Here is a 25,922-nt window from a genome sequence, read left to right on the forward strand (position 1 = left end):
CCGCGTCAGGGTTCGGCGGACGGAGGCGACGTGAGTTTCGATCTTGCGGTGTGGTTCGAGCCCGAGCGGATCCCGGTCTCCGACGCCGCCGGCACGTACGAGCGGCTGTGCGACGGTGACCTCGCCGGGGCCGGAGTCGTCGCGAGCGGGGCCGTGGCCGCGTTCCACCGGGAGCTGACCGGGCGGTTCCCCGAGCTCTCGGCCGCCGAGGGCGACGGAGCGCGGGCGGAGGCGTCACCGTGGACGGCGGGCCTCGACGTCTCCGCCGCGCATGTGATCATGCCCATGTCCTGGAGCCGGGCTGACGGTACGGCGCCCGAGGTGGTGGCCCTCGCGGGCCGGCACGGACTCGTCTGCTTCGACCCGCAGGCCCGGGTGCTGCACCGTCCGCCCGCGCAGCGCGGGACGGACGCGCTGAGCCTCCAGCCGTGCGTCGGGCTGAAGGTGGAGGACGCGGACCCCGAGGTGATCGAACGTGCCGTGCACCGGCTGTCCGAGGACAACTGGTTCCTGATCCTGGAGGGGCGCAGCGGCCATTTCCTCCAGGTCGGTCACGGCCCGAACGCGGGCCTCTCCGCGGGCGGGTTCGCCGTCGAACACCGGGACGGTTCGCCGGAACGCCACTACCGCTGCGTGCTGAGCGAGAGGGACCAGGTGGCCGCGCTCTTCGCCGACTACGCGTCGGGTACGACCACGTGGAGCGTGGACGCGCGGTGGGACAGCCTCTTCTGACACGGCCGTCTCTGTCCGACACGGCCGCCTCTGTCTGGTACGGCCGTCCGACGGACGGCTCCGGCCCCTGCCGGTCCGGGGCCGTCCCGTCCGGCTCCCCCTCGGAAGCTGCGACGTACGCCGGTGACGTTCTAGGCCGTCCGCCAGGGGAGGGCGGGTGCGGACTCCGGGGTGCTGTGCCAGTAGTCCCGCGTCTCCACCGCGAGCCCCGCGGCGTCGAAGCGGACGAGGACACAGCCCGCGAGCGTCGTGGGACGGCCGTCCTCCCGCGCGAGGACGCGGAACTCGGCGACCGCGCGGCCGTCCTGGCCGACCAGGGGTTCGGAGAAGCGGACGTCGGTCGTGTCCTCGGACGCGAAGGACCGGCGGAGGTAGGCGGCGAGCTCGTCCTTGCCGCGGTGGGGTTCCCGGAACGGCATGGACCGGTGGACGCACGTGTCCGCGTACAGCTCCAGGATCGCCTCGACGTCATGGGCCGCCCAGGACCGTTCCCACACCGCCACGAAGCGCCGTGCCGCGGTGGTCGTGTCCATCGCGGGCCTCAGACCCGGGCGGGCAGCCAGCGCAGTTGCGCGGCCTGCTGGTAAGGACCGCCGCCCTCATGGTCGTTGAAGTCGTACACCTCGATCTGCTTGTCCTCGCCCGCCCAGGCGTTGAAGGCCGCGAACACTGTCGACGGCGGGCAGGTCTGGTCCTCCAGGGCCGCGGAGAACAGGGCGGGTGCCCGGCCGCGCGCGGCGAAGTGCACCCCGTCGAAGTAGGAGAGGGTGCGCTGCACCTGTTCCGTGCGGCCGCGGTGGGTCTTGAGGTAGTTGCCGATCTCCCGGTAGGGGGCGCGGTCCGTGAGGGTCGTGGCGCGCGGGAAGTCGCACAGGAACGGTACGTCGGGGGCGATCGCCGCCAGGTCGGGCACCAGACCGCCGACCGCGATGCTGATGCCGCCGCCCTGGCTCCCGCCGAGCGCCGCGACGCGCGCCGCGTCGACCAGGGGATGCGAGCGGGCCGCCTCCACCGCGCGCACGGCATCCGTGAACAGCCGCCGGTAATAGTACGTTTCGGGGTCCTCGACGCCCCGCGTCATGAATCCCGGGAAGGCGGGCGCGCTGCCCACCGGGTCCGGGGTCTCGCCGCCGCCCCACGTGCTCGCCTGGCCGCGGGTGTCCATCACGAAGTGCGCGAAGCCGGCCGACGCCCACAGCAGATGTGTGTGCGGGAGCCCGCGTCCGCCGCCGTAGCCGATGAACTCGACGACCGTGGGCAGCGGTGAGTCAGCCCCGGCCGGCACGGTCAGCCAGCCCTTGACCGGATGCCCGCCGAATCCGGCGAACGTGACGTCGTGGACGGTGACGGTCCTCAGCGGGATCCCGACCGGCTCTAAGCGGGCGGCGAGGTCGTGTTCGCGGGCCTCCTTGAGCGTCTCGGCCCAGAAGGAGTCGAAGTCCTCGGGCTCGGTGGACGCGCTGCGATAGGTGCGGAGTTCGTCGAGCGGGAGGTCGAACAGGGCCATCAGGGACCACCTTTCGGCACACGAGCGCGGATGATCACACCGTACGTCCGTCCTCGTGGGCCCGCCACGGCCCCGCCGGGACCGGGGACGGCTCCCCGGCCGTCCGGCGGCGCGCCGCTTCTCGGGAGCTTCCCGGGCGGGCCCCCGCACGGTGCCCCCCGTGCCCGCGCTCCCTCTCGCCGCCTCCCGCGAGGGCCTCGGCGCGCGGTGCCCGCGAAGGCTCCGGCGTACGGTGCCCCTCAGGCCGTCCGCCGGGTCCAGTCCGGTTCCGTCCGCGCCCAGTCGCGCTCCCACTGGGCCAGCCTGCGGCGCATCAGGGCCCGGCGTACGCAGAGATGCGCGACCGAGACGGCGAAGGCGGCGCCCGCGGCGGTGAAGACGCCCAGGGCCAGAGCCTGTTGCAGGATCATCGAAGAACTCGGCGCCGGGCGCACGATCGTGCCCCGGGCATCGGTCCACACGTCGATGCGCGTACCGCGCCGCAGACCGGCGGGCACACGCACCAGACCGGTCCGTGCCGTTCCGTCGGTCCCCGTCCAGCGAACCGGCGCGGAGAGCGAGCGCCTCCCGCCGCCCGGCCTCGAGGGCACCGTCGCGGGCGCGTCCTCCACCAGTACGGCACGGACGTGGTGCTGGGCGGCACGCCGCGCCGCCGCGTGCGCCTGCGCGCCGTCGTACGCCCACCACGCCGCCCCCGCCCCCGCGAGCGGCGCCCCGACGAGCATCAGAACACCGACGGCCAGCGCCCACCACGCCTCGACGACGTCGGAGCGACGCCGCAGCGGATTGTGGCGCCGGCGCCGGCCGCGTATCCGGGTTCGCATGTCCCCTCCTCACCGCCGCGCGCCGTCCCGGCCCGAACGGGAGCCCCGACGGCGGGACACCGGCCGTCCCCGCCCGTGACACCCGGGCGCACACCCGACTGCCCAGCCCGCGACCGGTTACACCCGGAGGCCCGGATTCCCGCGACAGCGTGCGCGAAAGACATCCGGGGGACATGTCCGGGCCACGCGACCGACCCGGTCGGCAGCCCTAGCCGAACCGCTCGATCCGGATCCGGTCCACCGGCTGTCCGGCCTCCACCAGCAGGCGTGAGGCGCGCTCGGCGAATCCGTTGGAACCGCAGATGTAGGCCTCCCACCCGCCGGGCGGCTGCTCGGCCAGGAGGGGCGCCACATGTGCGGCGGTCATACGTCCGACGGGCGCGCCGTCCGGGGCCGCGCGGGTGAACACGGTCGTGGTCTCCTCTCCGTACTCCCGTGCGTAGATGAGCTCCTCGGGGCTGCGCGCGGAGACCAGGAGGCGCAGCGGCACGTCGAGCGTCCGTGCCCGGTGGTGCCGCAGCATCGACATCAGCGGTACGACACCGGAGCCCGCGCCGACGAGCAGCGCCGGCCGGTCCCCGGGCCAGGCGAAGAAGCCGCTGTTGGGGCCGCGGACCTCGACGGAGTCGCCGGGCCGGGCGACGGTGTGGAACCAGCCGGAGACCTCACCGCCGTCGACGTGGTCCAGGGTCAGTTCGATGTGACCGGTGTCGTCGGGCGAGGAGGCGATGGAGTAGTGGCGCTGCGCCACGTACCCGTCCCCGGCGGTGAGCCTCAGCATCAGGTGCTGGCCGGGCAGATGTCCCGCCCACGCGGGCACGGCGAACCGGAACGTCGACGCGTGCGGGGTCTCGCGCCGGATCTCGGTGAGCGTGGCGGTCTGCCAGGTGGTGGCCGTCTGCGTGTCCACCGCGATGCGTCCGGGCACGGTGAACCGTGTCGGCGGTACGAAGGTCGTGGTCTCAGTCACCGGAGTAACGCTGCTCTTCCCAGGGGTTGCCGCGGGCGTGGTAGCCGTTCTGTTCCCAGAATCCTGGCTCGTCGTGGTCGAGGACGCGGATGCCCGCGATCCACTTGACGCTCTTCCAGAAGTACAGGTGGGGCACGATCAGCCGCGCCGGGCCACCGTGCTCGGCCGGGAGCGGCCGGCCGTCGTAGTCCCACACGATCCAGGCGCGACCGCCGGTGAGGTCGGCCAGCGGGAGGTTCGCGGTGTACCCGGTGTGCGCGTACGCGACCGCGTGGGTGGCGGCCGGGTCCGGTCGTACGGCCTCCAGGAACGTGTCCAGGGACACGCCCCCGAACCGCACCCCGAACTTCGACCAGCTCGTCACGCAGTGGATGTCGCCCTCGTAGGCCGAGGCGGGCAGCGCGTGCGCCTGCTCCCAGTCCCAGGTCCGCGGCTCGGCCACCAGGCCGTCGATCCGCAGGGTCCAGTCGGCGGGCGCCAGGTCCGGGGTCACCTCGGCGGACAGGACGGGCCAGTCGTCGCCCGCGTCGTACTGGCCGGGCGGCAGTCCGGCGTTGTGGACGCGCGGGCGCCCGGTGAAGCCTCGCGTGACGTTCATACGGGTGGTGCCTCCAGGGCCGCGGGGGCGGCGGCCCGCGGATCGAGCGTGGTCGCCGGGGACGGCGGCCCGCGGATCGGGGGTGACCGGTGCGGGCACGGGGCCGTGTCCCGGGCGCACACCGCTGCTTGACCATTCAACGGTACGCGCACATGGATCGTGCTCCGAGCCGGTACCGGACGCCGATCGTTGCGTCCGTATGAACTCTCCCGGAGCCCGGGAATAGCCGCGCCCCGATCTTCCTTGCCCCTGGAGCGGACTCCGGTGGCCCGTACACGCACGACCGGTGAGCGGGGCCGCGGTGACCGGTGACCACGGTGAAGGAGAGTGAGGGAGCAAGATGACCGAGGTGCACGTCTCCACACGGTTCGAGGGCCCGGAGACGCAGGGGACCCCCTCGGACCGTCACCCTCTCGACAACCCGGCCCTCGGCGCCCTCACCGGGCCCCACGCGCACTTCGCGGAACGGCGCGGACGTGTGCTGCGCTACCCCCTGGACGTGTCTCCGTGGCTGGCGCTGCCCGACGATCCGGACGCCGCCGACTGGGCCGACCTGGCGGCCCTGGTGGGGCCCGGGGGAGCGGCTCCGCTGGCCGGTTTCGACGGGCGGACCCCGGACGGCTGGGAGGTGGTCTTCAGCCTCGACGGAGTCCAGCTCGTGGACGAGGGGCTGGACGCGGCGCCCGACGCGGAGGCCGTCCGGCTCGGCCCCGCCGACGTGCCGGACATGCTGGACCTGGTGGAACGGACCCAGCCGGGGCCCTTCGAGCAGCGGACCGTCGAACTCGGCACGTATCTCGGGATCCGCCGCGACGGCGCCCTGGTCGCCATGGCCGGCGAGCGGCTCCACCCGCCGGGCTGGACCGAGATCAGCGCGGTCTGCACGGACCCCGCCCACCGGGGCGAGGGCTTGGCCACACGGCTGATCCTGGCCGTCGCCCACGGCATCCGTGAGCGCGGCGAGACCCCGTTCCTGCACACCGCCGCGAGCAACACCGGTGCCATCCGTCTCTACGAGTCCCTGGGGTTCCGGCTGCGCCGCAAGGTCCGCTTCATGGCCGCGCGGGTGCCCGAGAGCCCGGGTGACGACCGGACCGTGGGTGTGGGCTGAGACCGCACGGCCGGGTGCGGTGCCCCGCCGCCTGTGCGGCGACCCCGTACGGTCCGGGGGCAAGTCCACCTCCGAGGCCGTAGGAATACCGGGGGTCAGTCTCCCGGCGGCCCCGCCTCCGGCTGCTCCGTGCCGTAGGCGGTGGCCGCGGCGTTGTAGCGCACCAGGTACGAGGCGAAGCGGGTGAGGTCCTCCTCGGGCCAGCCCGAGAGCCGCTCGCGGAACAGCGCCCGGCGGCTGCGGGTCACCAGGGCGAGGACCGCCGTGCCCACGGGCGTCAGATGCAGGACGTGGACGCGGTGGTCCTCGGGGTCCAGACGCCGTTCGATCAGCCCGGCCCGGTCCAGCGCCGTCACCTGACGGCTCACCGTGGACTTGTCCAGCGAGTAGTGCGCGGCGAGGTCCGTGGCCCGGCAGCCGCCGACCTCCTGCAAATGGCCGAGGAGGGTGTACGAGACCAGGGACAGCTGGGGGTGCATGCGTTCCGCCGACGCCCGGGCCCGGCGGGCGAACACGGTCATCTCCCGCTGGATGGTCTCCACCGCCGTGTCGGCCGTCACACCCCCGGCCGTCACACCCTCGGCCGTCACACCCTCGACCGGCGCTCCGGCGCCGTCGACGCGTCGGGCGGACTCTTCGGATGCCATGACAGGACCTCCTCGGGCTGCCCTGGTTGCATAGTACAACTTGGGACGGAAGGTGCGAGAGTGGTGCAGGTCGACCTCGGTGGATCCGGTGGCGGGCGAACGGCACGCGATCGTGGCCGTCCGCGCCCGCCGACTGATCGTTGCTGTTAGTGTGGCCGTCCCGGCCGTGGACCGCATCGGCCGATGAACTGCCGAGGAGGTGGGACCCATTACCGCTGTGCCAGGTCGGGTGCTCCCCTCTCCGGACAACGCGGCCGCCGTCTGACGGTGGCCGCGGGAGCGCCCTTCGGTCCGTCGAAAGGCTCTCGGCTTCATGCCTCCCCTCTCTCCTGATGTTCCTGCGTTCCCTGACGTCCCTGACGCGGCGGACCCCATGGTCGCCGCGCTCCGCTCCGCGGGCTGTGTCTTCGCCGAGGACGAGGCGGAACTGATCCGCTCCGCCGCCCGCACGCCGGACGAGGCCGCCGCGATGGTGGACCGGCGCGTCGCGGGACTGCCCCTCGAGCACGTCCTCGGCTGGGCGGAGTTCCACGGTCTGCGCATCGGTCTCGACCCGGGCGTCTTCGTGCCGCGCCGCCGTACCGAGTTCCTCGTCGAGCAGGCCGTGGCGCTCGCGCACGGCGCGTCCCTCGTGGTGGACCTGTGCTGCGGCTCGGGCGCGGTCGGTGCCGCCCTGGCCGCGTCCCTCGGCGGCCCCGAGCTGCACGCCGCCGACATCGACCCGGCGGCGGTGCGCTGCGCCCGCCGCAATGTCGCGCCGTTCGCGGGCCAGGTCCACGAGGGGGACCTCTTCGCGGCGCTGCCCGCCACGCTGCGCGGCCGGGTCGACGTCCTGGCCGCCAACGTGCCGTACGTCCCGACCGACGAGGTCGGCCTGCTGCCGTCGGAGGCCCGGGACCACGAACCCCTGGTCGCCCTCGACGGGGGCGCGGACGGACTGGACCTCGCGCGCCGGGTCGCCGCCGAGGCGCCGCGCTGGCTCGCCCGGGGCGGCTGCCTCCTCGTCGAGACGAGCGAGCGCCAGGCGCCCGTGGCCGTCGAGGCCTTCGCCCTCGCCGGGCTGATCGCGCGGCTGGCCGTCTCGGAGGAGCGGTACGCCAACGTGGTGATCGGCGTGAAGCCCTGACCGGGCGGGCCGGACGCGGGCGACATGCCGCGTTCGGCCCCTGGTCGGCCGATCGCCCCGTCCCGCGCGCCACACTCCACTGACCGCAGGTGTCAGAGGGAGGCCCGGCATGAGCAGCACCCCCGAGGGGTTCGACGCGTGGGACATCGAGGAGTCGGGGCCCGCCGACGCGGACAGCCGCGTCCTGCTGCTGCCCGGCGGGATGTGCGGCACCGCGTTCTACGGCGACCTGATGGCCGCGCCGCCGCTCGCCGCCGCGCCGGTGCGGCTGGTGGCCGCGACCCTTCCGGGGCACGCGGGCACCACACCGCCGCGCGATCTCTCCATGGAGAACTACGCGGCGCTGGCGGGCGCCCTGGCCGCGGAGCGGGGCTGCGGCGTCGTGGTCGGCCACAGCATCGGTGCCAATGTCGCCCTGGAGATGGCGGCCGGCGGGCACTTCACCGGACCCGTCGTCCTGCTCTCCCCGACGTTCTCGGCGTCCGACGAGGCGAAGGCGCTCGCGATCGCCAACGGCCTCGGGCGGGTGCCGGGCATCGGTGCGCTGACCTGGATCGGTATGGTCAAGGCGACACCGCGGGTCGTGGGGCAGATGCTGCCCCCGGACCGCCGCGAGGCGCTGGGCGCCGACCTGGCGAAGAACGATCCGGAGTTCTGCCGCCGGATGATCCGGCACTACTTCGACTACCTGGACCGGTACGGGACCCTGGTCCCCCGGCTCCGCGACTCGGGCGTGCCCGCCTGGGTCGTACGCGGCGACCGTGACGAGGTCGGCCTCACGGACGAGGAGCGGGCCGGGCTGGAGGCCAGTCCCAACGTGACGATGGTCCCGGTCCCCGACGCGGGCCATGTGGTGATGGTCGACCAGCCCGACGCGGTCGCCGAACTCGTGGCCCGGGTGGCCCTCGGCTGACCGCGCCTCCGGCCCGCGCCGAGCGCGCCTCCGGCCCGCGCCGAGCGCGCCTCCGGTTCCGCGCCGAGCGCTCCGCAGGCCGGTGCCGGGCCTTCGCCGGCTTTCCGTCGAGTGATCCTCCTCATTGTGCAACTAGTTGCATAACGCGCGGCCCGTCGTCTACAACAGACGTACGACACCGCGCACGGAGGGCCCGATGAGCCGTTACCCGCACCTGCTGAACCCGCTCGACCTGGGCTTCACCACCTTGCCCAACCGCGTACTCATGGGCTCCATGCACGTGGGCCTGGAGGAGGCCGAGCGCGGCTTCGAGCGCATGGCGGAGTTCTACGCCGCCCGCGCGCGAGGCGGTGTGGGCCTGATCGTCACCGGCGGCATCGCGCCCAACGACGCCGGACGGCCGTACGAGGGCGGCGCCAAGCTGACCACCGAGGCCGAGGCCGAGCAGCACGCCGAGATCACCGCCGCGGTGCACCGCGAGGGCGGGAAGATCGCGATGCAGATCCTGCACTTCGGCCGGTACGCCTACCATCAGGACCTGGTCGCCCCGAGCGCGCTCCAGGCCCCGATCAGCCCCTTCGTGCCGAACGAGCTCAGCGACGCCGAGATCGAGCGGACCATCGACGACTACGCGCGCGCCGCCCGGCTCGCCCGGCAGGCCGGTTACGACGGCGTCGAGATCATGGGCTCCGAGGGCTACCTCATCAACGAGTTCATCGCCCTACAGGCCAACCGGCGCGACGACCGCTGGGGCGGCTCGTACGAGAACCGGATGCGCTTCCCCGTAGAGATCGTCCGCCGTGTGCGCGAGGCCGTCGGCGACGACTTCATCATCATCTACCGTCTGTCGATGCTCGACCTGGTGCCCGGTGGTTCCTCGCTCGACGAGGTCATCACCCTCGCCCGGGCCGTCGAGGCCGCCGGAGCGACGATCATCAACACCGGCATCGGCTGGCACGAGGCCCGCATCCCCACCATCGCGACCTCGGTGCCCCGCGGCGCCTACGCCTGGGTGACCAAGAAGGTCATGGGCTCCGTGTCGATCCCGCTGGTGACCACCAACCGCATCAACACCCCCGAGATCGCCGAGCAGTTGCTCGCCGACGGCCACGCCGACATGGTCTCCCTGGCCCGGCCGATGCTCGCCGACCCCGACTTCGTCACCAAGGCCGAGGCCGGTCGCCCGGAAACCATCAACACCTGCATCGGGTGCAACCAGGCCTGCCTCGACCACACCTTCAGCGGCAAGATCACCTCCTGCCTGGTCAACCCGCGCGCCTGCCACGAGACGGAACTCGTCCTCGCGCCGACCCGGCTGCGCAAGACCGTCGCCGTCGTGGGCGCCGGTCCCGCCGGACTCGCCTGCGCCGTCAGTGCCGCCGAACGCGGTCACGACGTCACCCTGTTCGACGCCTCGGACGACATCGGCGGCCAGCTCAACGTGGCCCGCAAGGTCCCCGGCAAGCAGGAGTTCGACGAGACGATCCGCTACTTCCGGACCCAGCTCGAACTGCACGGCGTGGACGTCCGGTTGAACACCCCGGCCACCGTGGAGACGCTGGAGACGTACGACGAGGTCGTCGTCGCCACCGGCGTCACCCCGCGCACTCCCGAGATCCCGGGCGTCGACCACCCGAGCGTCGTCGGCTACCTCGACGTCCTGCGCGACGGAGCGCCCGTGGGCGAGCGCGTCGCCGTCCTCGGTGCCGGCGGCATCGGCTTCGACGTCGCCGAGTTCCTCACCGACAGCGGCGACAAGGCGAGCGAGGACCCGGCGGCGTACTTCCGCGGCTGGGGCGTCGACATGGACTACCGGACCCCCGGCGGTCTCGGCGCCCCCGAGCGGCCCACCCCTCCGCGCACGGTGCACCTCCTGCAGCGCAAGGCGTCCAAGGTCGGCGCCGGACTCGGCAAGACCACCGGCTGGATCCACCGCACCGAGCTCAAGCACCGGGGTGTCACCATGGTTCCGGGCGTCCAGTACGACCGGATCGACGACGCCGGACTGCACGTCACCGTCGACGGACACAGCCAGGTCCTAGAGGTCGACACGATCGTGCTGTGCACCGGACAGGAGCCGCGCCGCGACCTGTACGAGGCGCTGCGCGCCACGGGCCGCGGTGTCCATCTCATCGGCGGCGCCGACGTGGCCGCCGAACTGGACGCGAAGCGGGCCATCAAGCAGGGCACCGAACTGGCGGCGGCGCTCTAGCGACTCGGGTCGAAGACGCGCCGGCGGTGTTCGGAACGCCGGCGCAGACGAACCACGGGAGGGCCGCCCGGTGCCCGGCGGACACGGCCGGGCACCGGGCGGCCCTCCCGGCCCTCCCTAGGATGACCCCATGTCACTCCCGCACGCGATCCTCACCGCTCTGCTCGAGAAGCCCTCGTCGGGCCTCGAACTGACCCGGCGGTTCGACAAGTCGATCGGCTACTTCTGGTCGGCGACGCATCAGCAGATCTATCGCGAGCTGGGAAAACTGGAGGCCGCGGGGTACATCCGGGCCCTGCCCCCGCAACAGCCCACCCGGGGCCAGAAGAAGAGCTACGAGGTCCTGCCCGCCGGCCGGACCGAACTCGCCCGCTGGACGGCCGCCTCCCAGGACCCGAAGCCGCTGCGCGACACGATGCTGTTGCGCCTGCGGGCCGCGGCCGTCGTCGGCACCGAGGGCATCGAGGCGGACCTGCGCCGCCATCTCGAGCTGCACCGGCTCCAGTTGGCCGAATACGAGGAGATCCAGGAGCGGGACTTCCCACCGGGGAGGAACACCCCCGAGGACCGTCTGCGGCACCTAGTCCTGCGGGCCGGCATCGATCTGGAGACCTTCTGGACCCAGTGGCTGACCCACGCCCTGACGGAGTTCGAAGAGCTGCCGGGGCACGACGGCCGCTAGCGAGCCAGCGGGTGCGGGAGGACAGGGGCGGACCCGGAGTCCGTGAACCGCCTCCCGGCATCCGCCCCGGGCACCGTCAACTGCCCCGTCACCAGGGCGTATACCCGGCCGAAGAGGAATCCGGCCGGGTCGGGATCCTGCCGCCGCCGACCACCGGTACGGGCGTCGCGGCCGCGCGTACGCCCATGCGTCAAATGGGTGACCCCGAGTCGGCACCCGCATCCGGCTCCTCGCTCCCCTCGTTGCCCCCACGGGGCAGGAGCAGTGGTCCGTCGCAGCCGCACCGGGCAGCGAAACCGCGGTAACTGCGTTGCCCCGTCAGCGTTTCACCAGGTTTCGTGAACAGGTCAACGAAGGGCCGAGGATTCCATGCGCAAGCTTCAGCACGTCGCGCTCGTTGTCGCAGCAGCCGGCGGTTTGTCCCTCATCGGCGCCGGCTCGAGCTTCGCCGCCGCTCCCAACGAGGCTGTACAGCCTCCCGTTTCCCAGTCGGGCGCCCAGGCCGCCGCGGCCAGCTCGGCCCAGGCGACCACGCAGGGCTACGGCTCGTCCGCGCCGCTCCAGGCGGCTCCGCAGCGGACCGCCGAGGTCGCCCCTCAGGTCAGCCCTCAGTTGAACCCGCAGCTCAGCCCGGACCTTTCTCCGCGAGCTCCGCAGGCGGGACAGAGCGCCCAGCTGAGCCAGACCAACCTCTTCCGTCCGTACCAGGAGTGCAGCCCGCAGACCCTGATCTCCGCGAACGTCCCGGTCGCCCTGTTGGGCCACTCCGAGAACCGGGGCGTCGACTGCACCCAGATCAACCGGCAGGTGAACTCCCTCGCCAACGCCCAGGCTCAGTAAGGCACTTGAAGAGCCCGGCGTCATCGCCCGGCACGAACCCGCGGGGGATCGTGCCGGAGGGGGCCCTCCCCCGGCGCTAGGCCTTTCGGGTGGCTTCTGCTTCGAGACCGGTTAACTCCGGCGCGTCGTTCGCCCGTTATGGCCGTTTTGCACTAGTCTTCCGAATTGTAAACAAGTCGATTCCCAGTGGATCGCACCTCTCACTACACCGGAGATGAAATGCGCAAGCTTCGCAACGTAGCCGTCCTGATCGCCGCGATCGGCAGCATCGGACTCGTGGGCGGCACGGCCCACGCCGGCGGCTACAAGGGCGACGACGGCAACAAGATCAGCGTCACGCAGAGCACCAGCTGCAAGTCGCACGACCTGAACCTCGACGTTCTCGGCGAGGTCGGCATCCTCAACGGCCTGCTGGGCAACGCGCTCAACGGTGAGGGCAACCCGGGCGCACAGTCCACCTCGCTGGGCTCCACCATGGGTTGTAACAACAGCGCCTTCTGAGGCACTGACCGGCGCGCAGTCGCCGACTGGTAGCCGGTCGACAACCGGCCGATAAGTGGTCCCGGTACCCAGCCGCAGGGCAGGGTGCCGGGACCATTGCGTGTGCCGTCTCGTCGGCGAACACCACTGCTCCAGTGCCTGGTTGTGCTTCACCGGCCTCGACGGGACTCCGGTGACGGCCCCTCACCCGCCCGGCCGTGAAGGGCTGTCGACGTGCACCCGCCTGGCCGTGAAGGGCTGCCGACGTGGGTCGGGCGAGCCCGTGCGGGCTCGCTTCGCCGGCGGGCCTGCTGCCCGAAAAACGAAAATGCCGTACCGGGAAGGATCCCGGTACGGCATTTTCGGCAGGGCTCAAAAACTGATCTGCGGCTTCTTGAAACCCTTGGGCAGCTCGGCCTTGTTGGAGCAGTCCACGACCGATCCGGTGCCGGAGGACCCGCGGTCCCCCGGCACCGTCACGTGCGGCCGGTCGGCGGTCGAGCAGCTCTGCTCCTGCCGGAGCGTGTGCTCACCGTCCTTGTCGGTACGGGTCTCGTTCTTCTGGACACAGACGACGCCGCCCTGCGCCGTGTTCTTGCAGGCGCTCGATCCTCCGTCTGCGTACGCGTGCCCGGCCCCGAGGCAGATCGCGGCGAGGCTCCCGACGATTCCCGAGACGGCGGCGATCTTCTGCGAAGTGAACATGTTCTGCATTCCTTTGCAACGCGAGCTCGGGCGTCTGTCATGGACCGGTGTGCGCCCGAGCTCGAGAAGGTCGAAACCGGCTGTTCTGTGTTTGGACGCCCTGTTCGGCCGCGCCCGACGGCGAGATCGCCGCACCCCGGGCGCATGTCCATGAACCGCCGCGTGTCCGGGCTGCCTTCGCCACGGCTGTCACTCGGCGCACGGAATGAGCCCTCGGTATGTCTTTACTGGTCTTCGCACCCGAGCGTGACGTCCAGTTCGGCTACTGCAAGTAAGGATAAGCGCACGTTGAGTGGCCTTTTGGGATTTGCGCTCCCGGTGTCGTGCCGAACTCTCCGCCGGGCCGGCGCGGTGGAGAGTCGCGTCGGCCGGGGACCGGGCTTCCGGGGCGTCGGCTCGGCGGGCCGGACGGCCGCTGTCCGCCGTCGCCCCCTCCGGGTGTTCCTACTTCGCGGAGGAGCAGGTCACCTCGGGCCCGATGCGCATCGTCCCGTTGCCCTGGACGGTGGGCACCGTCACGCGCTGCACCGGCAGGCAGGTCTCCTGGTGGGGCGGGAGGCTGCCGCTGGGAACCCGGCCCTCGAAGTGCTGGGTGCAGCTGACGTCGCCCTGGGCGTCGCGAACACAGGATCCTTGGCTTCCGCCGTCATGGGCCGCCCAGGTGACGCCGGTGCAGGTCGCGGCCAGGCCGCCGACGAGCCCCAGGACGGCGGCGATCTTCTTCCCGCTGAACATGTGGTGCGGTTTCCTTCCTAGGGGTGTCCGGGCCGATCCGGCTCCGTCCTCGGCGCGCAGGCGGTCGACCAGAGAGGGCCCTTCGGAGTTCGGTTCCGAAGGGCCCCCGTCAGGCGTCGTGCGCGGTGATGCCGTCCACCTCAGTGGGTGAAGGCGGTGTTGTGCTGGCCGCAGGTCGTGTCGAAGGTGCGGGAGAGGCCGAGCACGCTGATCGGGATGTCGTTCTCGAGCACCGTCTGCGGGCTGCACTCCTGGTAGGGGCGGAAGATGTCGGACGCCTTCGGCCCGTTGTCGGGAGCGGCGGTAGCGGTGCCGACGCCGATGGCGGACAGGCCGCCCGCGGCCACCGCTGCGATCACGACCTGCTGAAACTTGCGCATGGAACCCTCAGTTCTTTGCTGGCGCATCGAGAATGATTGCGCGCTGTGACGACTCAGACACTAGCAGTAGCGGAAGGTGGCTTTCCACACGGGATGTCCCCCCAATGGGTGTGGATGCGGGACGCCACTTGCCAATTGGCCGCGCAGGGAAGCGGGTTGCTCTTCGGTGTATGCCGTTGCGTCGTGCGAACAGACTTCGGAGCGGCCCGGCACCCGTACAACACGGCTGAAGGCGAGAGGAGTTGTGTCAGGAGAACACTGCCTCCACGTCTCGCAGGTGATCGCGTGCCGGCACGGAGACGATCAGATCCCGCAGCCCTTCGACGTACCGCCGCACGTTCTTGTACGCGACGGCGGTGTCCGGGTAGCGACAGGCGAACCACAGCCCCTCGTGCAGCCGGTTGACCCAGGCGCACACCTGGTCGCCGTACGACACCCGGATCAGCCCGTACGCCTTCTCCTCGGCCCAGCGGGCCGAACCGGGAACGGCGCGGGCGTCCACGTACGAGACGATCGAGTACATGTCGGGTGAGGTGGGGCGGAAGTCCGCGCCGAGCAGCCGGAGCACGTGCGCCAGCGGAATGCGTGCCAGCGACCGGTTGGCCCGCAGTTCGGCGCGGACCGTGGCGAGCGCGCTGTCGAAGTCCCGCGCCGCGGGCACCTCGATCGGTGCGCCGCCGACGTACCAGCCCACGGAGTTCGACCACGCGGAATTCAGCCGGGTGTGGAACGGCACGACCGTGCGGTAGACCGGCTGCCCTCCGAGTTCGTGGACGATCAGACTGGTCGCGGCCAGGATGCCCACCAGGCTGCCGCCGTAGGGACGGCAGTACGCCTCGAACGCGGCGGCGGCGTCCGCGTCGACGAGCGGCTCGCACACCAGCTTCTGGGAGGGCAGCGCGCCGCCGGGGCGCAGACCGAGATCGACGGGGAACTCCGGCAGCCTCCCGTCGCACCGGCTGATGAACTCCCGCCAGCGCGTGACGATCGTGTGGGTGTCGTCGATGCCGTCCGCCTTCGCCCGCTCCTGCCGGCAGAAGTCGACGTAACTTCCCGCAGGCGTGTCGACGACGGGACTCCCCGTCACACCCGCGGTGTACAGTCCGCGGATCTCGTCCGGGATGCGTTGCAGGGAGTAGGCGTCGACATTGGTGTGGTCGAAGGCCATGTACACGCTGGTGGAGTCGTCCCGGACGACCGCCGTGTAGATGAGGTTCGGCCAGCCGAGCGCGTCCGCCGCGACGTCGAACCGGTCCTGCATGTACCGGGTCAGCACCGCCGCGTCGGCGAAGTCTCCGATCACCTCGCGGTGCAGCGAGACGTCGTCCTCGCCGAGCGTGAACCGGTGCATGTCGTCTCCGGCCCACCTGAAGCCGCTGCGCAGCGTTTCATGGCGCAACGTCCAGCCGTGAAAAGCCTGTTCCAGCGCGTCGAGGTCGACCTGGCCCGGCAGGTCGAACGCCGTGCCGAGCCAGGTCGGTACGAACAGTCCGTCCTCGCGGACCGACCGCGCCGTTCTGATGTGCGACTCCTGGATGTGGGCCGGCGGCCGTGGGTCCGGCCGCAGCGCCGCGGCGGCCGCGACGGTCTCCTTGCTGAACGTCCACTCGACGAGCCGTCCGGGCCGGACCTCGCAGCGCTGAACATCAGAAATTCGCACAGTGGCGTCTCCTTCATAGAAGACACAAGCTTGATCAAGGGAAAGTCGTACGCGCGTGGTACTGGATGTGTCGTCCGTTTTCCAGTGAAACGTGTGATGCCTCGAACGACGAAGCGAGATCCCGGCGGTGGTCGCGCACCGCTCGTCTGCCTTATCCCAGGGCGAGTTGACGGAACCGTGGGAGTGGGGAGCCCTCGGTCCGAGGACTCCGCCCGCGAGGGAGCAGCGACCGGACCGAACCCCCGCAGCGCGAACCGGCTGCCGGAGCGAGAGACGTCAAGCCGCTGAAGCGGCAAATGGGTGACGGGGCGTGGGGTGCCGTGACCGCGGCGAGAGAAGCATCGTTCACGAGGGGAAGCGGCGCCCTTGGACCAGGGAATTCGCCACTGACTCCGATGCGAAGTCCCGTACCGCTCAAGATGACCGCTGCTGACGGTGCGACGCGAGTATCGCACCGGCCGCACGCACGACAGCACGGAACTCGACGGGTTCCCATTTTCAGTATCGAAGGGCTTTAATGCGCAAGCTTCACAAGGCCGCGCTCATCATGGCAGCGGCCAGCAGCCTGTCCGCCGTCGGCATCGGCGCCAGCCAAGCCGACGCTCCCGCCGGACGCGACAACGCCACTCCGGCGTCAGTCCCCGATCAGCCGGTTGCCCAGGCCGCGGCTCCGGCGCCTGCCTCCGAGTCGGATGCGCAGTCCGCCCCGACGGGGACCCAGCAGACCAGTTACGCCTCCGCCTCGGCCTCGTCGCAGGGATCGGCACAGGCCTCCACCTCGCCGTACCAGCAGCAGGCCGCTCCCGTGCAGCAGGCCGCTCCTTCACGGCAGACCCAGGCGATGCCGCAGCAGGCCGCTCCCCAGCAGCAGGCTCAGGCCGTGCCGCAACAAGCCGCTCCCGTGCAGCAGACCCAGGCGATGCCGCAGCAGGCCGCTCCGCAGCAGCCCCAGGTCATGCCCCAGGTCATGCCGCAGGTCGCCCCACAGGTGGCCGTGCCCCAGCCCTTCGGCCCGAACGCTCCGATGCATGTCGCCCCGCAGGTGAACCCGCAGCTCAACCCGCAGGTGAACCCGCAGCTCAACCCGGAGGTCGGACAGCTCGGTTCACCGCAGCTGCCTCCGGTCGGCCTCGGACAGGTCGCGGCGCCCCCCGTCGGCCAGTTGGGGCTTCCCCGACTCGGCTGAAGTCCTGCTCGTAATCGCCCGTAATCCCGACTCGATGTCGCGGATCCGATCCGCTCGACCAACGGAGAACCAATGCGCACGTTCCAGAAGGCAGTCCTCGTGGGTGCCGCCCTCATCGGCAGCGTCGGCACCATCGGTGCCAACACCGCCTTCGCGTACGGCGATGAGGGCCATGACAATTTCGATGTCACGCAGGGTGTCGAGTGCCGCTCGCACGACATGAACGTCCAGGTGATCGGCGACCTCGGTGCCGTCACCGGCCTGGCCGGCAACCTGCTGAACGGTGAAGGGGCCCCGGGGGCGCAGAAGAGCAACCTCGGTTCGAACATGGGCTGCAACAGCCGCGCGTTCTGACCGGCCCCACCACTGTTCACCCCGGCCCGTACGGATCGTCTCCGGGTTCGGCCGAGACCCCAGGTCATGTCTGTGACCTGGGGTCTCGTGGTGTCACGGGGCAGACATGCCCGGATCAGAGCCGGTGGGGCTTGGACCGGCGGCGCAGGAACCACACCGCCGCCACCGTACCGGTCACGACCAGGGCCCCGCCGCCCACGACCGTGGCCGTGCCGTAGTCCTTCACGGCTCCGCCGAGCCCGCCCATGACACCGCGCGACGGCGACGGCGACACCGTCGTCGAGATCGTGGGGGTCGCGGGGGCGGTGCTTGCCGCGGTGGACGCGACGATGATCGACTGGGTGCCCGCCGTCGTGCCGTCCTGGCAGACGACGATGACCGTGAAGGTTCCGGGGCTCACGCCCGTCCAGGCCGCCGACTGGTTGCTGCTCGTCCCGGTGAGCGGCATCTGACGCCCCTGGGCGAAGTTCGTCTGCCCGCTGGAGAGCAGCGAGGCGTTGCCGAAGCTGCTTCCGTTGCTCGGGCAGGCGCTGGTGGTGACCGAGACCGAGGTACCACTGGTGCTCACGGAGATCCCGGAACCCCATGCGACGGCCGCCGGGGCGGACAGGACGAGGGGAAGCGCAGCGGTGGCGGCCACGGTCAGGCCGGAGCGAAGAAGTCTCTGAGTGGTACGCATAGGAACCGCCCTCCAGCGGCACGGTTGGCGGTACATCCCATGCGCCGCCGAGGATCGGAAGGCCCGTGCTGCCTCAGTGCGAGCCAATGCGTCCCGGGCCGGGCCCGCATGCGGACGGGGACCGGGCAGGTGACGGATTCCATCGTCCGGCGGACTGCCGCCGCGGCCGGTGGTCCGCTTCCTCCGAGGGACCACCGCCACTACGCCCGTCACCGGGCGCGAGAGGACGCTTCAGTCCCGGCCCGTCGTCACCGTGCGTTCCGCGGAGAGCGCGCCCCACGTGCCGTCGGGCAGTTTCGCCCGGATCCGCACCCGGTGCGTCACGTCCGTCTCCCGGCCGATGTAGAAGCTGTGGGTGCAGGTGCCGCTGGGCGGTCTGCCGCCCCAGACGAGCGAGGTCACGGCACGCCCGTCGAGCTGGATCCGGTACTCCGTGATCACCCCGTCGACCTCGGGCGCGGTCCACGCCAGGTCGATGTAGTACGCCCCGTCGCGCCGGTGGGTCGTCGCCCGGAAGCCGGTCGGCGCCGTGCCCCGGCCGTCGTCCGGTCCCGGCGCGGTGGTGATCCGGACGGTGCCGCTCGGCGGCGAGACGTTGTCCGCGGCGTCGCGGGCCCGCACGGTGAAGACGTAGGCCGTGCCCGGCCGTAGTCCGGTGACGACGGCGGCCGTCTGCGCGCCGCCCACGCTGTGGATCTTCGATGCGCCCTGGTAGATGTCGTACGACGCCACGCCCCGTGCGTCGGACGACCTCGTCCAGGAGAGCTGGGCCGCCCGGCCGCCGACGGCCTTCCCGTGGGGGTTCCCGGGGCGGGTGGGCGCGGTGCGGTCGGCCGTGACCGCCGCCGGGGTGGTGGCCCGCACCGGTTCGCTGAGCGGCCCCGGCACCCCGTCGGCGTTCCGGGCCCGGACCCGGAAGACGTACGCGGTGGACGGTTCGAGCCGGGTGATGTCCACCATGTGTTCCGAACCGGGTACTTCCTTGATCTTGGTGGTGCCGCGATACACCTCGTAGCGGATGATCCTCGGCTCCTCGGGGGCCAGGTTCCACATGACGTGCACGCTGGTCGAGCTGCCCGCCGCTGCGGTCACGCCCGTCGTCGCGGCGGGCAGCCGTGCGCCCTGGCCGGACGTCGGGGCGCCCCATCCGCAGGAGGAGAGCGTGAGCAGCGCTCCGCACGCCAGCGCGCGAGGGACGGTGGGGGGAACGCGTCGCACGGGTCTGTCCTCTCTCGACGAGGATCGGCCTGCACCTGATTGGTCTGTACCTATAAGACACGGATGGCGCGGTCACATCAAGAGGGCGGACGCCGTCGACCGGGCCGTCGCGGGATGCGTGTACTGATCCCGACGCGGAGTGAACTCACCTGACTTACGGGGGAGTTCACACCCTCACCTACGGGGGAGTTCACACCCTCGTCGCGGACCGCTGCCGTCGCGGGACCCGCGCCGCCGGGTGCGGCCGAGCGGCCGGAGCCGGTTCCCGCTCGGGCCCTCGGCCGCCCGGCGCCCGCGGAAGCGGCCGTGCACCGTCCGGCCCCCTCCCGGTGGACGGGCTGTCGGACCCCCACCAGATTTGGGCAGATGAGCGTCCATGTCCCCCAGGAGAGGGTCTCCCATCGTGCGTGTCCAGTCGCTGACGCTGGCCGCGGCCGCGTCGGCCGCCCTGCTCGCCTCGGCCCCGGTGGTGCTGTCCATGACCTCCACCACGGGCCGCCCCGAAAGCCCCGTCGAACCCGTGCGGGAAGGCTCCGTCCGGGCCGCCGACCTGCTGGCGAAGCTCGATGGCTGTACCGCCGTCTCGCACGGGCGTTACCGCAGTGACGACGGAACCCGTGCCGACATCCCGGTCTGCGGCACCCGGGACGCGGTCTTCTGGACGGCCGACATGGACATCGACTGCGACGGCAGGGCGGGGCCCCTGTGCAACAGCCGCACCGACCCGCTCTTCTCCGGCACCACGGCCTTCCAGCAGCCCGACGGCCGGTACCTGAGCGCCGAGACCCTGCCCTACATCGTCGTACCGGCGCCGAGCGACATCTGGAACTACCGGGACCACGGCATCGGGCCCGGCTCGGTGGCGGCCGTGATCTACCAGGACCGCGTCCAGTACGCCGTCGTCGGTGACGTCGGCCCGCAGGACATCATCGGCGAGGCCTCGTACGCCACGGCCGCGGGGCTCGGTGTCCGTCCGGATCCCCGGGGCGGCGGCACGCCTTCCGGGGTGACCTACCTCGTGTTCAAGGACGCCCGGGTGTCGCCCATCCAGGACCACGGCGCCGCGGTGGCGGAGGGGGAGCGGCTGGCCCGGAAGCTCCTGGGGGACGGCTGAGGCCGGCGGGCCGCGGGTTCACCGCACGTCCGTTCCACCGGACCGCGCCACCGCGGTGCGGATCGTCGCCGGGGTGGGGCGGAAAGCCTTCGGGGCGGTGCGGAGATGGCTAGGATCACCGCAGCCACGGGCAGCATCCGCAGACGGAACCGAGGAGTCATCAGTGCCGGACGGCGCGATCGGCGAACACCCCGGTCCGGCTCGGGGCCGTACCGGACGGCCGCCGCTCACCGACGCACGCAAGGCCGAGATCCGGCTGGAGATCGCCCGCGCCGCGGTGGAACTGTTCGTGACCCAGGGCGTGGCCGCCACCACCGGGGACCAGATAGCCCGGGCCGTCGGCCTGTCCACGCGGACCCTGTGGCGCTACTTCCCGGGCAAGGAGAGCTGCGTGAGCCCGCTGTTCGCGGCGGGTATCGACGCGATCGCCGCGGCGCTGCGGGCCTGGCCCGTGGGCGCTCCCCTGGAGGACGCCCTGGAACAGGTGTCCACGAACGGCGAGGGAACGATGGCGATGCCGGAGCCGCCGAGGGTCCGCACCCTGCTGAGGCTCACCCGTACCGAGCCGGGGCTGCGTGCCGTCTGGCTCCAGGCCCACGACGAGGCCGAGCCGGCGTTCGCCCGCGCGCTCGCCGACCGCGCCGGGCGGGGCACCGTCGATCTGCGCTCGGAGATCCAGGCCGCCATGCTCAACGCGGCGCTGCGCGCGGCGGTCGAGCACTACGCGTGGCACACCGGTGAAGCGGAGCCCGATCCCGCGACGGCCCGGGCGGAGCTGGCGGGCACCATCCGCTCGGCCCTGATCGTCGCGGCGGACGGAATCGCCTGACCCGGGCCCCGCGCTTCCCGGGTCCCGCGCTTCCCGGGTCCCGTACGTTCCGGAGCCCGGGCCCGCCGGCTCCCGCCCTGGTCGGTTCCCGCGCCGGCCGGTCCTCGCACCAGCCGGTCCTCGCACCAGCCGGTCCTCGTACCAGCCGGTCCTCAGACCTTCCGATAGGTGTACGCCTCCGCTGCCGCCGCCTCCACCGTGGCGAGGTCGGCGCCCGCCGAGGCCGTGACGACCGCGGCCACCGCTCCCTCGACGAAGGGGGCGTCCACCAGCCGTGTGCCGTCCGGGAGTTCGTCGCCCTCGGCCAGCAGCGCCTTGACGGTGAGCACGGCACTGCCCAGGTCGGTGAGTACGGCGACCCCGGCGCCGCGGTCCACGGAGGCCGCGGCGGCGGCGATCACGTCCGTGCTGGTGCCGAGCCCTCCGTCCAGGGTGCCGCCCGCCGGCGCGACGGGAGCGAGCGCGCCGCCACCGGCCAGACCCGTGGCCAGTTCGGCGACGGACGCGGCGACGGCGGCACTGTGCGAGACCAGCACGATGCCCACGAACCGCTCCTCGGTGTCATTCACCGGCCGCCTCCACGAGTGCCGCGATCAGCAGTGCCGAGGACGTTGCGCCCGGGTCCTGGTGCCCGATGCTGCGCTCGCCCAGATAACTCGCCCGGCCCTTGCGGGCCTGTAGCGGTGTCGTCGCCACGGCACCCTCCTCGGCCGCGGACTTCGCCGCGGCGAACGACTCGGCGAGCGCGTCGACCGCGGGTACCAGGGCGTCGATCATGGTCTTGTCCCCGGGCGCGGCTCCACCCAGTGCCATGACCGCGTCGACGCCCGTGCGCAGCGCGTCCGTGAGCTGTTCCCCGGTGACCTCGGGGGCGTCCCCGAGCGCCTTGCCGGTCCGGCGCAGCAGGGTGCCGTACAGCGGCCCGGACGCGCCGCCGACCGTCGAGATCAACTGCCTTCCGGCGAGCGCGAGTACGGCGCCGGGGGTGTCCGGAGCCTCCTTCTCCAGGGCGGCGGTCACGGCGGTGAATCCGCGCTGCAGATTGCTGCCGTGGTCGGCATCACCGATGGGCGAGTCCAGCTCGGTGAGCCGCTCCGCCTCGCGGTCCACCGACACGGCGGTCACGGTCATCCAGCGGCGGAAGAAATCGGCGTTCAGCACGGAATCTCCTTGCGTGGTACGGAAGTCGGCCTGGTGCCGGTCGGTGCCGGGTGGCCCGGTGCCGAGCGGCATCGGGCCACCCGGCACCGACCGGGTTCACACACCCCAGCGCAGCCCCGGCGTCTTCACCGGCGCGTCCCACAGGCGCAGCAGTTCCTCGTCCACCTGGCACAGGGTCACCGAGGCGCCCGCCATGTCGAGGGAGGTGACGTAGTTGCCGACCAGGGTGCGCGCCACGGGGACGCCGCGTTCGACCAGCACCCGCTGCACCTCGGCGCTGAAGCCGTACAGCTCCAGCAGGGGAGTGCCGCCCATGCCGTTGACGAGGAGCAGCACCGGATTGCGCGGTGCGAGGTCGTCCAGGACGGCGTGCACCGCGAAGTCGGCGATCTCGTGCGACGTCATCATCGCGCGCCGCTCCCGGCCCGGCTCGCCGTGGATGCCGACCCCGAGCTCGAGCTCCCCGGTCGGCAGGTCGAACGTCGGGCTGCCCTTGGCCGGAGTCGTGCAGGCGCTGAGTGCGACACCGAAACTGCGGGAGTTCTCGTTGACCTGCCGGGCCAGTGCCTCGACCGCTTCCAGGGGCGCGCCCTCCTCGGCGGCCGCGCCCGCGATCTTCTCCACGAACAGCGTCGCGCCCGTGCCGCGCCGCCCGGCGGTGTACAGGCTGTCGGTGACGGCCACGTCGTCGTCGACGAGGACCTTGGCGACGCGGATGCCCTCGTCCTCGGCCAGCTCCGCCGCCATGTCGAAGTTGAGGACGTCGCCGGTGTAGTTCTTCACGATGAACAGTACGCCCGCGCCGCTGTCCACGGCGGCGGCCGCCCGCACCATCTGGTCCGGGACCGGCGACGTGAACACCTCGCCCGGGCACGCGGCCGACAGCATCCCCGGGCCCACGAACCCGCCGTGCAGCGGCTCGTGCCCGGAACCGCCGCCGGAGACGAGACCCACCCTCCCCGCGACCGGGGCGTCCCTGCGCACGATCACCCGGTTGTCGACGTCCACCGTCAGTTCCGGATGGGCCGCCGCCATGCCCCGCAGCGCGTCCGCCACCACCGTCTCCGCCACGTTGATGAGCATCCTCATGGGTACCTCCCGGTGAGATTAACAGAAGGGTTCCTGGTCTGCGTTTTCCCTGGTCAAGCCCGGTATGGACAGTTCTTGATCTTGACGCTTCGTGGCGCTCGTTGTCGGGTTCTGGCGGTACTGATGCTGACCCGATGCTGACTTTAGTGACGGTCTGTCAGGTGTATGGAGTGGTGGGATGCGAGTCGGTGGGAAGGCTGTCACTCCCAGTATTGACCTTGCGGTAGCGAAGGTCACGTGTGTGGGCGCTCGGGGATATGCGTGCGTGTTGGAACCGCTCTCTGCGTCTACGTTTGGGGCGGGGGCGGGCTGGACCGATCCCGGACGGTGACCGGCTCCTCGCATGTGCAGGCCGGGCAGCGGGGCCCCAAAGCGGTCCCAGCCCGGTCTGCCGAGCACGTCCGAACAGCAAGCGCCACCTCATCGCCGACGGGCAGGGCATCCCGCTCGAGGTGTCGCTGACCAGCGGAAACGCTGGGTGGCATCACCCGGCTTCTGTCTCTGCTGGACAAGATTCTGGCGAACGCAAGCCGGGTGGGCAGACCACGCCGACGCCCCGACGCGCTGCCGGTCGACCGCAGCTGCGACCACGACAAGTGCCGCCGTGAGATCCGACCCGTGAGCGTTTTCCAACCTCACGCTGACGGGTGGTGAAGGATGAGGACAGCCTTCACGATGTCGGTGATTCGGTTGGTGTTGGGGAGGACGCCCAGGGTGAAGGCCATGGACGGAACACCCCCACGCCAGTGGGGAAGACTGGCGGACGCCTCTGATCATGCATCCGTTGGGCGAAGCACTCCCACGTCGGTGGGAGGGGACAGAACGGCGACGGTGTCAGCCAGCATTTCCGCCGGAGCACCCCCACGTCGGTGGGGAGGACTCGTTGATCTCGCCCTGAGGGACGTAGAAACCCGGAGCACCCCCACATCGGCGGGGAAGACAGGTTCACCCAGCCTGCCCCGTGGACGGCCAATGAAGCACCCCCACGTCGGTGAGGAGGACGCCCGCACCACTGTGTCCATCGAAGCCTGCGACGGAGCGCCTCCACGTCGGTGGGGAGGACCGAGGGTTCTCCTGAAGATGGAGGACGAACAGCGGAGCACCCCCACGTCGGTGGGGAGGACCCCGGCGTGGCCCCGGTCCCGCGCGCCCAGGTCGGAACACCCCCACGTCGGAACACCCCCACGCCGGTGGGGAGGACGGTCCACCCCGTCACCCGCTCGGTACGGGTGACGGAACACCCCCACGCCGGTGGGGAGGACGCCAAGGCCGAGGCCGGCGTCGAGTGGGAACTCGGAACACCCCCACGCCGGTGGGGAGGACTGCGCGAACGGGTTCGCGCCGATCGCCCCGATCGGAACACCCCCACGCCGGTGGGGAGGACCGCACCGGGTCCTCGACCTGTCCGGTGCAGCGCGGAACACCCCCACGCCGGTGGGGAGGACGACGGCGGGAAGCGGCCCATTCCCTGGCGTGACGGAACACCCCCATGCCGGTGGGGAGGACTCCGCCTCCAGCTCAGCGATCCGAGCCAGCAACGGAACACCCCCACGCCGGTGGGGAGGACGACCGATCCATCGGAGTAGTGCGCGCCCCGAACGGAACACCCCCACGCCGGTGGGGAGGACGAGGAGCTGCTCGGGCCGTACGAGCCGGAGGACGGAACACCCCCACGCCGGTGGGGAGGACCCCTTCCACATCGTCGACCAGAACTGACCGGCCGGAACACCCCCACGCCGGTGGGGAGGACGAGTCGGGGACCGCGGACCTCGGCGTGATCACCGGAACACCCCCACGCCGGTGGGGAGGACCAGCCGCGCGAGGACGAGTGCGCCTACCTCTTCGGAACACCCCCACGCCGGTGGGGAGGACGCCAGGGAATCCGACCACGCCTTGTAGTTGTCCGGAACACCCCCACGCCGGTGGGGAGGACACGAGCTGCGCGGCCTTGATCTCCTCGAGGACCGGAACACCCCCACGCCGGTGGGGAGGACTCACTGTCCGACCACCCAGTCGGTTCCACCCGCGGAACACCCCCACGCCGGTGGGGAGGACACCGTGGACCCTGCGATGCCCCGCTACCGCGACGGAACACCCCCACGCCGGTGGGGAGGACCAGGACCCAGCGCTGATCCTGGACTACCCCAGCGGAACACCCCCACGCCGGTGG

Annotated in this window: 27 protein-coding genes and 1 CRISPR repeat array; of the genes, 12 read left to right on the forward strand and 15 right to left on the reverse strand. The window is 71.6% G+C overall.

All coding sequences use genetic code 11. The features are described 5' to 3' along the window. Positions 1 to 30 precede the first annotated feature (30 nt). Positions 31 to 732, forward strand: a complete 702-nt coding sequence (locus tag CW362_RS17210) for a hypothetical protein (RefSeq protein WP_162684111.1) — start codon at positions 31 to 33, stop codon at positions 730 to 732. 131 nt (positions 733 to 863) lie between these two features. On the opposite strand, the gene CW362_RS17215 is transcribed toward CW362_RS17210, so the two are convergent. The 5 genes from CW362_RS17215 to CW362_RS17235 form a co-directional block, all read right to left on the reverse strand. Then, positions 864 to 1,265, reverse strand: coding sequence for a nuclear transport factor 2 family protein (locus CW362_RS17215; RefSeq protein ID WP_103550359.1), 402 nt, complete (start codon positions 1,263 to 1,265; stop codon positions 864 to 866). Between the two features lie 8 nt (positions 1,266 to 1,273). Further along, entirely contained in the window at positions 1,274 to 2,239 is a 966-nt protein-coding gene (locus tag CW362_RS17220; RefSeq protein WP_103550360.1) for an acetylxylan esterase, read from the reverse strand. Between the two features lie 239 nt (positions 2,240 to 2,478). Then, positions 2,479 to 3,063, reverse strand: coding sequence for an Rv1733c family protein (locus CW362_RS17225; RefSeq protein ID WP_103550361.1), 585 nt, complete (start codon positions 3,061 to 3,063; stop codon positions 2,479 to 2,481). Between the two features lie 208 nt (positions 3,064 to 3,271). Then, positions 3,272 to 4,033 (reverse strand): ferredoxin reductase, encoded by a 762-nt coding sequence (locus tag CW362_RS17230; RefSeq protein ID WP_103550362.1) that lies wholly within the window; start codon positions 4,031 to 4,033, stop codon positions 3,272 to 3,274. After that, positions 4,026 to 4,631 carry a sulfite oxidase-like oxidoreductase gene (locus CW362_RS17235; RefSeq protein WP_103550363.1) on the reverse strand — a complete coding sequence of 202 codons (606 nt, stop codon included), beginning with the start codon at positions 4,629 to 4,631 and terminating at the stop codon, positions 4,026 to 4,028. The genes CW362_RS17230 and CW362_RS17235 overlap by 8 nt, the downstream gene beginning before the upstream one ends. Positions 4,632 to 4,971: 340 nt before the next feature. On the opposite strand from CW362_RS17235, the gene CW362_RS17240 reads away from it, so the two are divergent. Continuing rightward, entirely contained in the window at positions 4,972 to 5,742 is a 771-nt protein-coding gene (locus CW362_RS17240) for a GNAT family N-acetyltransferase (protein ID WP_103550364.1), read from the forward strand. 95 nt (positions 5,743 to 5,837) lie between these two features. On the opposite strand, the gene CW362_RS17245 is transcribed toward CW362_RS17240, so the two are convergent. Then, on the reverse strand, positions 5,838 to 6,263 hold the full coding sequence (locus CW362_RS17245; RefSeq protein ID WP_240657834.1) for a MarR family winged helix-turn-helix transcriptional regulator: 426 nt from the start codon (positions 6,261 to 6,263) through the stop codon (positions 5,838 to 5,840). Positions 6,264 to 6,702: 439 nt separating this feature from the next. Between CW362_RS17245 and CW362_RS17250 the strand changes: the two genes are divergently transcribed. The 6 genes from CW362_RS17250 to CW362_RS17275 all read left to right on the forward strand — a co-directional run bounded on the left by CW362_RS17250 (position 6,703) and on the right by CW362_RS17275 (position 12,663). Further along, positions 6,703 to 7,515: a putative protein N(5)-glutamine methyltransferase gene (locus CW362_RS17250; protein WP_206300976.1), complete on the forward strand. Its 813-nt coding sequence runs from the start codon at positions 6,703 to 6,705 to the stop codon at positions 7,513 to 7,515. A 109-nt stretch (positions 7,516 to 7,624) separates the two neighbouring features. Then, positions 7,625 to 8,428, forward strand: a complete 804-nt coding sequence (locus CW362_RS17255; RefSeq protein ID WP_103550367.1) for an alpha/beta fold hydrolase — start codon at positions 7,625 to 7,627, stop codon at positions 8,426 to 8,428. A 196-nt stretch (positions 8,429 to 8,624) separates the two neighbouring features. Beyond that, the gene (locus CW362_RS17260) at positions 8,625 to 10,640 is read left to right on the forward strand and encodes an NADPH-dependent 2,4-dienoyl-CoA reductase (RefSeq protein ID WP_103550368.1); all 2,016 of its coding nucleotides are present in this window, start codon (positions 8,625 to 8,627) and stop codon (positions 10,638 to 10,640) included. Between the two features lie 130 nt (positions 10,641 to 10,770). Further along, positions 10,771 to 11,322 (forward strand): PadR family transcriptional regulator, encoded by a 552-nt coding sequence (locus CW362_RS17265; protein ID WP_103550369.1) that lies wholly within the window; start codon positions 10,771 to 10,773, stop codon positions 11,320 to 11,322. Between the two features lie 369 nt (positions 11,323 to 11,691). Next, on the forward strand, positions 11,692 to 12,162 hold the full coding sequence (locus CW362_RS17270) for a hypothetical protein (protein WP_103550370.1): 471 nt from the start codon (positions 11,692 to 11,694) through the stop codon (positions 12,160 to 12,162). 219 nt (positions 12,163 to 12,381) lie between these two features. After that, the gene (locus CW362_RS17275) at positions 12,382 to 12,663 is read left to right on the forward strand and encodes a hypothetical protein (protein WP_103550371.1); all 282 of its coding nucleotides are present in this window, start codon (positions 12,382 to 12,384) and stop codon (positions 12,661 to 12,663) included. 351 nt (positions 12,664 to 13,014) lie between these two features. Here CW362_RS17275 and CW362_RS17280 read toward each other — a convergent pair whose 3' ends face one another. The 4 genes from CW362_RS17280 to CW362_RS17295 form a co-directional block, all read right to left on the reverse strand. After that, complete coding sequence (locus CW362_RS17280; RefSeq protein WP_103550372.1) at positions 13,015 to 13,347, reverse strand: hypothetical protein; 333 nt, start codon at positions 13,345 to 13,347, stop codon at positions 13,015 to 13,017. 444 nt (positions 13,348 to 13,791) lie between these two features. Then, positions 13,792 to 14,082 (reverse strand): hypothetical protein, encoded by a 291-nt coding sequence (locus tag CW362_RS17285; protein WP_103550373.1) that lies wholly within the window; start codon positions 14,080 to 14,082, stop codon positions 13,792 to 13,794. A gap of 140 nt (positions 14,083 to 14,222) precedes the next feature. Further along, positions 14,223 to 14,462, reverse strand: coding sequence for a hypothetical protein (locus CW362_RS17290; RefSeq protein ID WP_103550374.1), 240 nt, complete (start codon positions 14,460 to 14,462; stop codon positions 14,223 to 14,225). A gap of 247 nt (positions 14,463 to 14,709) precedes the next feature. Further along, positions 14,710 to 16,122 carry a condensation domain-containing protein gene (locus tag CW362_RS17295; protein WP_103550375.1) on the reverse strand — a complete coding sequence of 471 codons (1,413 nt, stop codon included), beginning with the start codon at positions 16,120 to 16,122 and terminating at the stop codon, positions 14,710 to 14,712. Between the two features lie 517 nt (positions 16,123 to 16,639). Between CW362_RS17295 and CW362_RS17300 the strand changes: the two genes are divergently transcribed. Both CW362_RS17300 and CW362_RS17305 read left to right on the forward strand, forming a co-directional pair. Then, a complete protein-coding gene (locus tag CW362_RS17300; protein WP_103550376.1) occupies positions 16,640 to 17,308 on the forward strand; it encodes a hypothetical protein in 669 nt (222 codons plus the stop codon). 72 nt (positions 17,309 to 17,380) lie between these two features. After that, on the forward strand, positions 17,381 to 17,662 hold the full coding sequence (locus CW362_RS17305) for a hypothetical protein (protein ID WP_103550377.1): 282 nt from the start codon (positions 17,381 to 17,383) through the stop codon (positions 17,660 to 17,662). 115 nt (positions 17,663 to 17,777) lie between these two features. On the opposite strand, the gene CW362_RS17310 is transcribed toward CW362_RS17305, so the two are convergent. Beyond that, positions 17,778 to 18,341 (reverse strand): hypothetical protein, encoded by a 564-nt coding sequence (locus CW362_RS17310; RefSeq protein ID WP_103550378.1) that lies wholly within the window; start codon positions 18,339 to 18,341, stop codon positions 17,778 to 17,780. A gap of 231 nt (positions 18,342 to 18,572) precedes the next feature. Next, positions 18,573 to 19,559, reverse strand: coding sequence for a fibronectin type III domain-containing protein (locus CW362_RS17315; RefSeq protein WP_103550379.1), 987 nt, complete (start codon positions 19,557 to 19,559; stop codon positions 18,573 to 18,575). Between the two features lie 403 nt (positions 19,560 to 19,962). Between CW362_RS17315 and CW362_RS17320 the strand changes: the two genes are divergently transcribed. Continuing rightward, positions 19,963 to 20,673 carry a glycoside hydrolase family 75 protein gene (locus CW362_RS17320; protein WP_103550380.1) on the forward strand — a complete coding sequence of 237 codons (711 nt, stop codon included), beginning with the start codon at positions 19,963 to 19,965 and terminating at the stop codon, positions 20,671 to 20,673. 163 nt (positions 20,674 to 20,836) lie between these two features. Continuing rightward, positions 20,837 to 21,502, forward strand: coding sequence for a TetR/AcrR family transcriptional regulator (locus CW362_RS17325; RefSeq protein ID WP_240657833.1), 666 nt, complete (start codon positions 20,837 to 20,839; stop codon positions 21,500 to 21,502). Positions 21,503 to 21,654: 152 nt separating this feature from the next. Here CW362_RS17325 and CW362_RS17330 read toward each other — a convergent pair whose 3' ends face one another. The 3 genes from CW362_RS17330 to dhaK all read right to left on the reverse strand — a co-directional run bounded on the left by CW362_RS17330 (position 21,655) and on the right by dhaK (position 23,752). Continuing rightward, positions 21,655 to 22,071 (reverse strand): PTS sugar transporter subunit IIA domain-containing protein, encoded by a 417-nt coding sequence (locus CW362_RS17330; RefSeq protein ID WP_103550381.1) that lies wholly within the window; start codon positions 22,069 to 22,071, stop codon positions 21,655 to 21,657. Next, on the reverse strand, positions 22,064 to 22,663 hold the full coding sequence (dhaL, locus tag CW362_RS17335) for a dihydroxyacetone kinase subunit DhaL (protein WP_103550387.1): 600 nt from the start codon (positions 22,661 to 22,663) through the stop codon (positions 22,064 to 22,066). Before dhaL ends, CW362_RS17330 begins: the two co-directional genes overlap by 8 nt. 96 nt (positions 22,664 to 22,759) lie before the next feature. Further along, positions 22,760 to 23,752: a dihydroxyacetone kinase subunit DhaK gene (dhaK, locus tag CW362_RS17340; protein ID WP_103550382.1), complete on the reverse strand. Its 993-nt coding sequence runs from the start codon at positions 23,750 to 23,752 to the stop codon at positions 22,760 to 22,762. An 851-nt stretch (positions 23,753 to 24,603) separates the two neighbouring features. After that, a CRISPR array of direct repeats spans positions 24,604 to 25,868; the repeat unit is 29 nt; unit sequence CGGAACACCCCCACGCCGGTGGGGAGGAC. Positions 25,869 to 25,922 lie beyond the last annotated feature (54 nt).

Source organism: Streptomyces populi (genome assembly GCF_002911015.1).
In the GTDB taxonomy this organism is placed as follows: Bacteria; Actinomycetota; Actinomycetes; order Streptomycetales; family Streptomycetaceae; genus Streptomyces; species Streptomyces populi.